This is a genomic window from Isoptericola sp. NPDC057191 (assembly GCF_042670225.1).
In the GTDB taxonomy this organism is placed as follows: Bacteria; Actinomycetota; Actinomycetes; order Actinomycetales; family Cellulomonadaceae; genus Isoptericola.
In genome coordinates, this window is record NZ_JBHUWC010000132.1 from 1 (window position 1) to 11,491 (window position 11,491).

Genomic DNA, 11,491 nt, shown 5'->3' on the forward strand with positions numbered 1-11,491 from the left:
GTTTCTCGACGAAACAGGGCCAAACGCCCGCTCACAGCTCAGGCGAAGCGGTGGCGGTACGCGTCGGTGAGCGTGGGGCCCTCGGCGCCGAGGCGCCACACGCTCCACCCGTCGGCGGTCGGCGAGCCCGACGCGGCGGACGCCGCGTGGTCGGGGTGCCAGTAGCGGGAGCCGTCCGCGAGCTCGATCGCGCCGTCCTGGTGCAGCACCGCCTCGAAGTACTGGCGGCGCCGGGGACGCGACCAGACGATCGTCGTCGGGTGCACCAGCGTGCGGGCCAGCGCGACGAGGTCGGTGTCCACCTCGTCGGCGCCCGGCGGCGGCGCCCACGCCTGCTGCTCCGGCTCCGGCTCCCAAGCGCGCTGCTCCGCCGCCCAGGACCGTTGCTCCGGCTCCGGCGCCCAGGCGTGACGCTCGGGCTCGGGAGCCGGCGACCACGGTTCCGGCGGCACCGGTGACGTCAGCGGGTCGTACCCCGCGTCCCGCGGTGCCGGCGACCAGGCGTCGTCGAGCGGGTCCGCCGGCGGGGTGCGCAGCCGCGGCGGCTCGAGCGGCGGCACCTGCAGGCGCGGAAGGTCGTCCTCGACGCCGGACCACCGCGGTTCGGGCACCGGCAGGTCGAAGTGGGGAGCGGCCACCTCGGCGAACGCCCGGCCCAGCTCCGCCCGGTCGGTCGGCAGACCGGTGCCCTCCGGCTCGGGCCGCGAGGTGAAGCGGTCGGACCGCGAACGGCGACGCGGCGGCGGGGGCGGGGTGTCCGCCACGGCCCGCCGACGCTCGGCGAGCGGGAGCGGGAGCCGCTCGAGCGTCGTGTCCAGGTCCTCGGGCTCCGCGGGCGGGGCAGGCGCCGGGGCGGGCACGGGCAGAGGCCCGCTGGGCGCGTCCGCGTCGGCACCGGCCTCCGTCGACCGCGGTCGCGCGGCCCGGCGGCGCGTGCGGGTGGGGGGCGTCGCGTCCGCGTGGTCACGCGGCGGCTGCACGGCCGCGGGCATCTTGCCGTTGAGGGCGAGGCCGACGGCGACGCCCTCCGCGAAGGTCTCCGGGTCCACGCCCGGCACCGGCTCGGCAGGGCGGCCACCCGGGCTCACGGCGTCGGTGGCGGGGCCGCCGACGCCGGGCCGGGCGCCGGGAGGCGCCGACAGGCTCGGGGCGGTCGGCGCCGAGGCCGGGTGGATCACCAGCGGCGACACGTCCACGAACCGGCGGCCGTCGGCGCTGTGCACCACGCCCATCTTCAGCACCTCGACCGGCATCGTCGGCTGGCGCAGGAAGTCGACGGCGTTCAGGATCTCCTCGCTCGCCTCCTGGCAGATGACGATGAGGCGCGCGCTGCTGCGGCCGGGCTGCGAGCGGGTGATCGGCACGCTGTCGTAGAACGCCGCGACGTCACGATGGAAGGCTGCGGGGCCGCCGTGGTAGCGCTCGGCGAGCGCGCCACGGGTCAGGCGTCCGGCGGCGCCGGCATGGTCGAGCGCGCGCGTGAGCGCGGCGCGGTCGAGGTCCGCGACCAGCTCCACGACGACCGGCGAGCCGGTGGCGTCGAGGGCGAGCAGGTGCGGCTCGTCCGGGCCCACGCCGGGGCTGACGGGGAAGATCTGCTCGCCGAGCAGACCGTCGATGTGACTGTCCACCACCCGGTGCGCGGTGGTGCCGACGCCCTGGGCCGTTGCGGCGGGCGACCGGTCGGACTGGACGAGGAGGGGCCGTTGGGCGTCGACCTCGAACAGGGGCATGCAGACCACTCCTGGCTCGGATCACGGCCCGGGCGGCCGGATCCCGGGCACAGCCTACGACCCCCCAGGACGTGGCCCGCAACACAGCAGGCTCTCAGGTGCGCGCTGTCGCCTGACGACGCGCGACGACCCGCCGTCCGGCCTACGCGTGCCCCGCGCCGCCGTCGTCCGCCAGGCGCTCCTCGACCCGTGCGACCTTCGCGTCGAGCTGCCCGGTGTAGCCGGGGCGGATGTCCGCCTTGATCACCAGCGACACGCGGTGGCCGCCCGCGCCCACCGCCTCCGTGGCGCGCTGGATCACCGGCATCACCTCGTCCCAGTCCCCCTCGATCTCGGTGAACATCGCGGTGGTGCGGGTCGGCAGCCCGGACTCACGGACGATACGGACGGCGGCGGCGACGGAGTCCGCCACGGACTCGCCCGCGCCGAGCGGGGCGACGGAGAAAGCGAAGACGGCCATGCGTCCCATTGTGGGTGCCGAGCGCCGGCCCGGGAACCGTAGGCTCGTGACGTGAGCACACGCGTCACTCTTCTCGCCGGCGGCGTCGGCGGCGCCCGCCTGGCGCACGGCCTCGCCCTCGCGCTGCCCGACGGCGGCGCCCCGACCGCGGACGGCGGCCTCACCGTCGTGGTGAACGTCGGGGACGACACCGAACGGCACGGGCTGCTGGTCTCCCCCGACGTCGACACCGTCATGTACACCCTGGCCGGGCTGAACGACGAGACTCGCGGCTGGGGTCTGACCGACGAGACGTACACGACCCTCGACCAGCTCGCGCGCCTCGGCGAGGACACGTGGTTCACGCTGGGCGACCGCGACCTGGCGACGCACGTCGTGCGGACGGCCGCCCTGCGCGAGGGGCAGCCGCTCGGCGCGGTCACGGCCCGCCTCGCCGCCGCCCTGGGGGTGCGGGCACGCCTGCTGCCCGTCACCGACGACCGCCTGCGCACGCTCGTCGAGACGCCGTCGGGCCGCGTCGCTTTCCAGGAGTACTTCGTGCGCCGGCAGCACGCCGACGCGGTGCTCGGGATCGAGCTCGACGGCGTGACGACGGCGCGACCCGCTCCGGGCGTGCTCGACGCGCTCACGGACGCCGACCTCCTCGTCGTCGCGCCGTCCAACCCGTTCCTGTCGGTGGAGCCGGTGCTGGCCGTCCCCGGCGTGCGGGACGCCGTGCTGGCGTCGCCGGCGCGACGGGTCGCGGTGAGCCCGATCGTCGGCGGCCACGCGATCAAGGGGCCCGCGGCGCAGATCCTGGAGACGCTCGGGCACGAGGTGTCGGCCCTGGGCGTGGCCCGGCTCTACGCGGACCTGGTCGACGTCATGGTCGTCGACGACGCCGACGCCGGCCTCGCGGACCCGATCCGCGACCTGGGCGTCGAGGTGCTCGTCACCGACACCATCATGGGCGGGGCACCCGGGCGCGAGCGCCTGGCCCGCGAGCTGCTCGCCCTCGGATGACGGCACCCTCCACGGGACAGGGCGGCGCGGTCGCCGTCGTCCCCCTGCGCGACGGCGTCTCGGGGAAGTCCCGGCTGGCGGCCGCGCTCGACCCCGCAGCCCGCCGCCGCCTCGTGGCGGCGCTGGCACGCCATGTCGTCGCCGTCCTGCGCGCGTCCGAGGGCGTCGACGGGGTGCTCGTGGTGACCGCCGACGCGGTGTTCGCCCGCGAGACGCTCGCCTTCCCGGATCAAGGCGGCACCTCGGGTTCAGGTCGGCAGCTGAGACTGCCGCGCGGCACCGGAACTGCCGCGTCCGTCGCACCGGACGTCGAGGTCATCGCGCAGCCGGTGGACCGCCCGGGCCTCAACGCGGCGCTCGACGTCGGTCGGGAGGCCGCCGTCGAGCGCGGGGCCGCCCGCCTGCTGGTCGCGCACGCCGACCTGCCCCTGCTCGCGCCGGACGACGTCGAGGCGCTGCTCGCCGCGGCCGCCGACGGCGCGACCGGTGTCGTCGCGACCGACCGGCACCTGGCCGGCACCAACCTGCTCGCGCTGCCCGCCGACGCGCCGTTCACCTTCCGCTTCGGGGAGGGCTCGCGCGCGGCGCACGTCGCGGAGGCGGCCCGGGCGGGGCTGCGCCCGGTCGTCGTGCGACGCACCGGCACCGCCGTCGACCTCGACACCGTGGACGACTGGAGCGAGCTGCCCCGCGCCGTGCGCGACCGGCTGCGCCGGGGCCTCGACCTCCCCCTGCCCTGAGCCTCACCGTGCCGGAGCCGCCCGCCCGTGGACCGGTGAGTCCGGCACGTCCGCACGGTCCACCGACCATGAGCATCGAGCTGATCGAGCAGTCCGCCCTGCCGGGCAAGAACTTCGAGGGCTACCTCCACGGCTCCGGCGCGTCGGTGATCTTCTCGCGCACCGACCGCGACGGCGCCGGCCCCCGGCTGCACCGGCACCCGTATCCCGAGACCTTCGTCATCCGGTCCGGACGGGCCCTCTTCCACGTGGGCGACGACGAGGTGGTCGCCGTGGGCGGACAGATCCTCGTGGCCCCGGCCCAGGTGCCGCACAAGTTCACCGTGATCGGGCCGGAGCTCTACGAGGGGGTGCACATCCACGCCAGCGACAGGATCGTCACCGAGTGGCTGGAGTAGCCCTCACACCGCGTCGAGGCGGGCGCGGGCGTCGTCGTCCAGGTCGAGGTCGGCGGCGCCGAGGATCTCCTCGAGCTGGGCCAGGCTGCTCGCCCCGACGATCGGCACCACCGGCACGTCGCCGCCGAGCAGCCACGCGAGCACCACCTGGTTCGGGGTGGCGCCGAGCTCGGCCGCGACCTCGCGCAGCACGCGCAGGCGCTCGTGGGTGGTCGGGTGGTCGAAGCCGTCCCACAGCGGCTTGTCGTCGCGCACGAGCGCGCCCTGCATGAGCGGCGAGTAGGCGACGACGGCGAGCGGGCTGCCCGCCTCGGACGACGCGCGGGCGTAGTCGAGCAGCTCGTACGACGCCCAGTTGTGCCGGCCGACGTCCGGGCGCGGGTAGGGGTACGTGAGCTGCTGCTGCACGAGGCCGTACGGCGCGACGCCCTGACGCCGGGCCTCCTCGCGGGCCTCGACCACGCGGTGCAGCGCGACGTTGGAGATGCCCGCGATCCCGACCAGCCCCTCGGCCTGGAGCTTCCCGAACGCTCCGACGGTCTCGGCGAGCGGGGTGCCGTAGTGGTCGACGTGCCCGTAGTAGGCGTCGAGGTGGTCCACGCCCAGGTGCCGCAGGCTCTCGCGCGCCTCCCACGCGATCGTCTCCGCCCCCAGGCCCTGGAAGTTGGTGGGCTCGACGTTCTGCAGCGGCAGGTTCGGGTCCTTCTTGGCGGCGCCGACCTTCGTCGCGAGGCGCAGCTGGTCGCGGTTCCCCCGGTCGGCCAGCCAGCGCCCGATGACGTCCTCGCTGTCGCGCCCGTGCCCGCCGCCCCAGCCGTTGTAGTTGTTGGCGGTGTCGAGGAACGTGCCGCCGGCCTCGACGAAGCGGTCGAGGATCGCGCGGGACGTCTCCTCGTCCGTCCGGGTGCCGAAGTACATCGTGCCGAGGCAGAGCGTGCTGACCTCGAACGAGGTGGTGCCGTCGCCGATCGTGCGGTAGCGCATGGGTGCTCCTGTCCGTGGGCGCCGGCGTGGTCCGCCGGCTGACACGACTGACGCTAGGAGTCGATCGGTCCGGGTGTACCGTCCAATGCCATGCCCTCTGGCCAGACCAATCCTCGCCTGGCGTGGGACACCGTGCTCGACCTCGGCGACGACGGCGCGCCCCTGGTCGCGCGGCTCGAGCGGGCGGTGCGCGACGCCGTCCACGCCGGTCGCGTCCCGGCCGGCGCGGCCCTGCCGCCGAGCCGAGCCCTCGCCGAGACGCTGGGCGTGTCCCGGTGGGTCGTGACGGAGGTCTACGGGCAGCTCGTCGCGGAGGGGTTCTGCGAGGCGCGCGTCGGGTCCGGGACGCGGATCGCCCCCGGTGCCGCTCGTGCCGCGCCGACCGGCGCGACGTCGTCCGCCCCCGCGGCCCGCCTGCGCCTGGACCTGGCGCCCGGCGTGCCGGACCTGCGGCACGTGCCGCGCGCCGCGTGGCTGCGGGCGGTGCGCGACGCGCTCGCCGACGCGCCCGACGCCGACCTCGGCGCGCCGGACCCGGCGGGCCACCCCGGCACGCGCGCAGCCCTGGCCGCCTACCTGGCGCGCGCGCGCTCCACCGGCGCGGGCCCCGCCGACGTCCTGGTGACGCACGGCGCGACCGACGGCATGGCGCGGCTCGTCCGGGCCCTGCGGGCCGCCGGCCACCGCACGCTGCTGGTCGAGGACCCGAGCTGGGGGCGGCTGCGCGACGTCGCCCGCGACGGCGGCCTCGTCCCCGTCCCGGTCCCGGTCGACGCGCGCGGGGTGGCCGTGGACGCGCTCGTCGCGGCCGCCGGACGCACCGGCGCCCGGGCCGCCCTGGTGACCCCTGCGCACCAGTTCCCCACCGGCGTGGCGCTCGCGCCCGAGCGCCGGGACGCGCTCGTGTCGTGGGCGCGTGCCGCCGACGGCCTCGTGATCGAGGACGACTACGACGCCGAGTTCCGCTACGACCGGCGGCCCGTCGCCGCCCTGCAGGGGCACGACCCGGGCCGGGTGGCGCTGGTCGGGTCGCTGAGCAAGACCGTCTCGCCCGCGTTCGGGCTCGGCTGGCTGGTGCTGCCGCCCCGGTGGCGCGAGCGGCTCGGCACCCTGTCCGGCGGCCCGGCACCGTCGACGATCGACCAGCTCGCCCTGGCGCGATTCCTGTCCGACGGGGGCTACGAGCGCCACCTGCGGGCCGCGCGCGGGCGGTTCCGCCGGCGCCGCGCCGCCCTGCTCGACGCGCTCGGGACCGCCCTGCCGGGGCTGCCGGTGACCGGCCTGGCGGCGGGCCTGCACGTCGTCCTCGGCCTGCCCGACGGCGTCGCGGCCACCGCCGTCGTGCGGGCCGCCGCCGCGCGCGACGTCGCCGTCGCCGACGTCCGCCGCTACCGCGTCACGGCCGCTGCGTTGCCCGGCGCCCCCGCCGAGGCCCTCGTCGTGGGGTACGGCAACCTCGCCGACGCACGCCTCGGCGAGGCCGTGACCGGGCTCGCGGCGGCCGTGCGGTCCGTGCGCCCCTGAACGTGGGCGCTCACCACCGTCCGCGGTGCACGACGTCCTCCAGCGGCTTGCGGCGCCGTCGTGCGGGCGAGCCCTGCGCGCCGCCGTCCGCCGCGTGGCCCACGGCGACGACGCCGGTCTGGACCCAGGTGTCCGGGACGCCGAACGCCTCGCGGAAGGCCGGCATCTCGCCGGCGCCGATCCCGAAGAAGCACGCGCCCAGGCCCTCGTCGACGGCCGTCTGGAGCATGAGCAGGGAAGCCATCCCCGCGTCGACGTGCCAGTACGGCACCGGCCAGCGCGCCTCGTCGCGGTCGGTCCAGCCCTTGTCCGCCTCCGCGTACCGGCCCAGGTAGGCGTCCTTCGAGCACAGCGCGACGACCAGGACCGGCGCGGTGCGCATCCCCGCGAGCCAGCCCGACATGTCCCGGTCCGACGACGCGGGCGTCGTCGCGGTCCAGAACCGCTCGCGGTCCTCCGGCTCGGTGAGCACCAGGAACGACCACCCCTGGGAGAACCCTGCGCTGGGGGCCCGCACGGCGTTCCGCACCAGCCGGTCCACCGTCTCGGGCGCCACCGGCTCGTCCGTGAACCGTCGCACCATCCGCCGTCGTCGCACCACGTCCTGGAACTCCACGCGCCCATCCTGCACCGCCCGGTGCCGAACAGGTGGTTGCGCACGTTCTCGTCGTCCAGAGCGTGCGCAACCACCTGTTCGGCGATGAACGGTCGTCAGAGGACGAGCTCCGGCTGCAGCTTGGTCACCGTCCACACCCGTTGCCGGCGGGCGGCCAGGGTCGTCAGGCCCAGCGCGACGACGAGGACGCCGAGCAGCACCGTGACGTCACGGGTGACGGTCGCGAGGTTGCCGCCGTACAACAGCTGACGCAGGCCCTCGACGGCGTAGGTCATCGGCATGAACTGGTGCATCGCCTTGAGAGGCTGCGGGATGGTCTGCCAGGGGAACGTGCCGCCCGCGGTCACCAGCTGCACCAGCATGAGCACCAGCCCCAGGAACTGCCCCGCCGCGCCGAGCCACACGTTGAGCGCCTGCAGCACCGCGACGAACGTCGCCGAGACGAGCACGAGGAACAGGGCCGTGAACAGGCCGTAGGAGGGCTGGATGTCCAGCGCGAACTTCGTCACCGCGAACATCGCCGCCACCTGCACGACGCCGATCGCGGCCGGCGTCACCCACCCGCCCAGCGCCGTCGCGAGCGCCGACCGGCCCGCCGCGAGCGCCCGCGTCGACAGCGGGCGCACGAGCAGGAACAGCACGTACGCGCCGATCCACGTGGCGAGCGACAGGAAGAACGGCGCGAGCCCGGCGCCGTAGGTGCCCGCCGACGACAGCGAGTCGTTGCGCACCTCCAGCGGGTTGCCGATGGTGGACGCCGTGTCCTCGCGGGTCTGGTCGTCGAGGTCGGGGACCTTGCCGAGTCCTTCGGCGAGCCCGTCCCGCAGCTGCTGGGTGCCGCTCTTCAGCTCCCCGGAGCCGGCCGCGAGCCTCGTCGTGCCGGCCGCGAGGTCGGCGGCGCCGTCCGACACCTGCCCGGTCCCGTCCGCCAGCCGGTGCACGCCGTCGACGAGCGCGGGCGTGGCCGCCGCGAGCCGCCCGGTCCCGTCGGCGAGCCGGTCCGCGCCGTCGGCCGCGGACGCGATGCCCGCGGTGAGCTGCGGCGTCGCACCCGCCAGCGTGGCCGCACCGTCGGCGACCTCCCGGGAGCCGTCGGCGAGCTGGTCGAGCTGTGCCGACGCCCCCTCGACCTTCGCCGTCGCCGCCTGGACGTCCTGCCGCTGCGTGTCGAGGGCGTCGTCGACGTCCGTGCGCGCCGTGTCGAGACGGTCGAGCACGTCGGACCGCAGCTGCGCGCACTGCGCCGCGACGTCCGTGGCCTCGGCCCCGTCGTCGGGGAGCGCCGCGCACAGCGCGTCGAGCTGCGTCGCCAGGTCCGCGCGCCCCTGGTCGAGGGTGTCGGCCGCGTCCGAGCGCGCCGTGTCGAGGGTGGGCAGCACCTGCCCGGCGGCGTCCGCGGCCTCGCGGCCGTACTGCGCCACCTGCGCGTTGCCGTCGGCGACCTGCGCGGCGCCGTCCGCCAGCTTCTTCGTCTGCGCGGGCAGGGCGGCGGTCCTGTCCTCCAGCTCACCGAGGCCGGACGCGAGCTGTCCGGCCCCGTCGTCGAGCTGCCCGACGGCGTCGGCGAGCGTCCCGACCTTGCCGTCCAGGGTCGCGGCGCCGGCCGCCGCCTGTGCCGCCCCGTCGGCGAGGGTGTGCGCGCCGTCGTCCGCGTCGGCGAGGCCGTCGTCGAGCTTCGTGGCGCCCGTGACCAGCTGCTTCGCGCCGTCCACCGCGTCGGCGAGGTTGGTGTGGATGGACGCGAACCCGCGCAGGAACGAGTCGGCCGCCTCCGTGCCGACCTCTTCCGCGATGGAGTCGCGCACCTTCCCGACGATCGTGTCCGAGATCGTCCCCGCGAGGTAGTTGTTCGCGTCGTTCGTGATGAGCGTGAGGCTGGCCTGCTGCGGCTCGAACTCGCCGGCCGACGCGAGGTCGGCGGAGAACGTCGGCCCGATGATGAGCGCCGCGTCGTAGCGGCCCGAGCGGACGCCCGCCTCCGCGTCCGCCTGCGACGTCTCGACCCAGCCGAACCCACCGTCGTCGAGCAACTGGTCCGCGACGTCGCGGCCGAAGTGCCGCTCCGTCGTCTTCCCGGTCTCCGCGTCGGTCGTCGTGGTCCCTTCGTCCTGCACGACGACGGCCGCCGGCACCTGGTCGAGCTGCCCGTACGGGTCGTGGTTGGCGAAGAGGTAGAGCCCCGCGTACAGCGTGGGGATCAGCGCCATCGCGAGGATGGCGAGCTTGGGGAGCCGCCCGGCGGCGAGGCGGCGCAGCTCGGACAGGGCCAGCCGGACCGCGGTCATCGGGTCTCCTCCTGCGGGTCGTCGGACGACGCGGCCAACGTGTCGTGGATGGGCGTGTCGTGGATAGGTGTGTCGTGGACGGGCGTGCCGGGCGGCTCGACGTCGGGCGGGTCGACGACGACCGGCTCGTCGACGTCCTCCTCCGCGCGGGGCTCCGCCTCCGGGGACGGCTCCAGCTCGTCCTCCACCTCGGTCTCGGGCTCGGGCGCCGGTTCCGGCTCGCGCTCCGGCTCCGGCTCGTGCTCCGGCTCGACGACAGGCGCGGGCGGCAGCACGAGGGTCGCGTCGTCCTCCCCCGGCGCGCCAGGGGTCTCGCGCCGCACGACCTGCGGCGGCTCGTGCAGCGTGGCCCCGCGCGCCGGCGGGAGGTCGACGCCCAGGTCGCGGGCCGACGAGCGCGTGCACTGCACCAGCACCCCGAGGCCGGACGCGGCGAGCGTGCGGGCCGTCTCCCACCAGACGGCCGGCTCGCCGCCATGCCGGTCCGGCAGCGTGAGGACGACGAACCGCACGTCCGGGTCCTCCGCGGCGAGGGCCGCGAGCACCGCGGTGCGCACGCCGCCGGCCAGCTGGTCGACGCGGCGTCCGCGGTCGGGCGTCAGGTCGCGCTCGTCCAGCCACCGCGAGACGTCGCGCGGCAGCGAGCGCCGGCCGGCGAGCGCGAGCCCTTCCGCCACGACGTCCGCCAGGGTGAGGGCGTCGTCGGGCTCGCTGATGCCGGGGACGTCGACGACGGCGGTGCGGGCGCGCAGGGCGGACGGCGGCACGTCGGCGCCGTCGAGGCGCACGGCCCCGGACGACGGCGCGAACCGGCCCGTCGCGACGAGCGCGAGGGCGGTGTGCCCGTGCCCGGGCTCGCCGGCCACGAGCACGCACTCCCCCGTGGACCAGGTGAGGTCGGTGGCCTCCAGCATCGGGTCGCGCCGTCCCTCGACCCGTACCCCGCTCAGCGTGATCTGCACCCCTGCTCCTGTCCCGCCGCTCGCGACGCACTGTTGACCTGCGATCAACAACTGTACGGCCGGTGTTGACTAGCGGTCAATAACGCCGTACAACTGGGGCCATGACCTCCGCCACCCCGCGCTCCCGGACCCGCCGCGAGCCCTCCGACCGGCGCCGCGAGCTGTTGGCCGCGGCCGCCGAGGCCGCCGCGGAGGACGGGCTCGACGCGATCACCCCGGCCTCGGTCGGCGCGCGCGCCGGGGCGTCCAAGGCGCTGGTCTTCCACTACTTCGGGTCGACGGTGCAGCTCCGGCGCGCGGTGGCGCTGGAGGCGGTGTCCGACCTGGAGCAGACCCTGCTGGCACCCGACGATCGTCCCCTCGCCGACCGCCCGGCGCACGCGATGTCGCTGTTCCTGGGCTCGGTCACGGCGCACCGGCGCGTGTGGGAGGACATCTGGCGCGGCGCGCTCGCCGACGACGGCGTCACGGAGGCCGCGCTGGAGCGGGTGCGCTCCGCGCTGGTCGGGCGCATGACGACGACCGCCGGGACCATCGGCTTCACCCCCAGCGACCGGCTGCGGCTCCTGGCGCAGGGGTGGGTGGCGCTGGTCGAGAACGTCACCGCCGCCTGGCTCGGCGGCAGCGGCCTCGCGCGCGAGGAGCTCGAGCACCTGCTGCTGCGGTCGCTCGTCGTGCTCGTCCCCGAGCTCCCCGAGCCCGCCCGCTCGGGCGTCCTCGCCCTCACCCGCCCCTGACGGTGTTGTGGGTACGAAAAGGGCGAGAATTCCTCGGGGAATTCTCGCCC

Annotated in this window: 11 protein-coding genes; 5 read left to right on the forward strand and 6 right to left on the reverse strand. The window is 76.0% G+C overall.

Annotated elements, in window-relative coordinates:
- Window positions 1-38: 38 nt before the first annotated feature.
- The gene (locus ACFT55_RS14890) at window positions 39-1,733 is read right to left on the reverse strand and encodes a hypothetical protein (RefSeq protein ID WP_380244620.1); all 1,695 of its coding nucleotides are present in this window, start codon (window positions 1,731-1,733) and stop codon (window positions 39-41) included.
- Between the two features lie 142 nt (window positions 1,734-1,875).
- Window positions 1,876-2,193 (reverse strand): MTH1187 family thiamine-binding protein, encoded by a 318-nt coding sequence (locus ACFT55_RS14895; protein WP_079571762.1) that lies wholly within the window; start codon window positions 2,191-2,193, stop codon window positions 1,876-1,878.
- A gap of 51 nt (window positions 2,194-2,244) precedes the next feature.
- Here ACFT55_RS14895 and cofD point away from each other — a divergent pair, with 51 nt between their 5' ends.
- The 3 genes from cofD (at window position 2,245) to ACFT55_RS14910 (ending at window position 4,333) form a co-directional block, all read left to right on the forward strand.
- Entirely contained in the window at window positions 2,245-3,195 is a 951-nt protein-coding gene (gene cofD / locus ACFT55_RS14900; protein WP_380244621.1) for a 2-phospho-L-lactate transferase, read from the forward strand.
- Window positions 3,192-3,935 (forward strand): 2-phospho-L-lactate guanylyltransferase, encoded by a 744-nt coding sequence (gene cofC, locus ACFT55_RS14905; RefSeq protein WP_380244622.1) that lies wholly within the window; start codon window positions 3,192-3,194, stop codon window positions 3,933-3,935. Before cofD ends, cofC begins: the two co-directional genes overlap by 4 nt.
- A gap of 68 nt (window positions 3,936-4,003) precedes the next feature.
- A complete protein-coding gene (locus tag ACFT55_RS14910) occupies window positions 4,004-4,333 on the forward strand; it encodes a cupin domain-containing protein (RefSeq protein ID WP_380244623.1) in 330 nt (109 codons plus the stop codon).
- Between the two features lie 3 nt (window positions 4,334-4,336).
- Here the strand turns inward: ACFT55_RS14910 and ACFT55_RS14915 are convergent, their stop codons facing one another.
- The gene (locus ACFT55_RS14915; protein ID WP_380244624.1) at window positions 4,337-5,317 is read right to left on the reverse strand and encodes an aldo/keto reductase; all 981 of its coding nucleotides are present in this window, start codon (window positions 5,315-5,317) and stop codon (window positions 4,337-4,339) included.
- 90 nt (window positions 5,318-5,407) lie between these two features.
- On the opposite strand from ACFT55_RS14915, the gene ACFT55_RS14920 reads away from it, so the two are divergent.
- Window positions 5,408-6,841, forward strand: a complete 1,434-nt coding sequence (locus tag ACFT55_RS14920) for a PLP-dependent aminotransferase family protein (RefSeq protein ID WP_380244625.1) — start codon at window positions 5,408-5,410, stop codon at window positions 6,839-6,841.
- Window positions 6,842-6,851: 10 nt separating this feature from the next.
- Here the strand turns inward: ACFT55_RS14920 and ACFT55_RS14925 are convergent, their stop codons facing one another.
- The 3 genes from ACFT55_RS14925 to ACFT55_RS14935 all read right to left on the reverse strand — a co-directional run bounded on the left by ACFT55_RS14925 (window position 6,852) and on the right by ACFT55_RS14935 (window position 10,704).
- A complete protein-coding gene (locus ACFT55_RS14925; RefSeq protein WP_380244626.1) occupies window positions 6,852-7,457 on the reverse strand; it encodes a nitroreductase family protein in 606 nt (201 codons plus the stop codon).
- A gap of 95 nt (window positions 7,458-7,552) precedes the next feature.
- Window positions 7,553-9,742, reverse strand: a complete 2,190-nt coding sequence (locus ACFT55_RS14930; RefSeq protein ID WP_380244627.1) for a YhgE/Pip family protein — start codon at window positions 9,740-9,742, stop codon at window positions 7,553-7,555.
- Entirely contained in the window at window positions 9,739-10,704 is a 966-nt protein-coding gene (locus ACFT55_RS14935; RefSeq protein ID WP_380244628.1) for an ATP-binding cassette domain-containing protein, read from the reverse strand. Before ACFT55_RS14935 ends, ACFT55_RS14930 begins: the two co-directional genes overlap by 4 nt.
- Before the next feature lie 101 nt (window positions 10,705-10,805).
- On the opposite strand from ACFT55_RS14935, the gene ACFT55_RS14940 reads away from it, so the two are divergent.
- The gene (locus tag ACFT55_RS14940) at window positions 10,806-11,441 is read left to right on the forward strand and encodes a TetR/AcrR family transcriptional regulator (RefSeq protein ID WP_380244629.1); all 636 of its coding nucleotides are present in this window, start codon (window positions 10,806-10,808) and stop codon (window positions 11,439-11,441) included.
- Window positions 11,442-11,491: the final 50 nt, after the last annotated feature.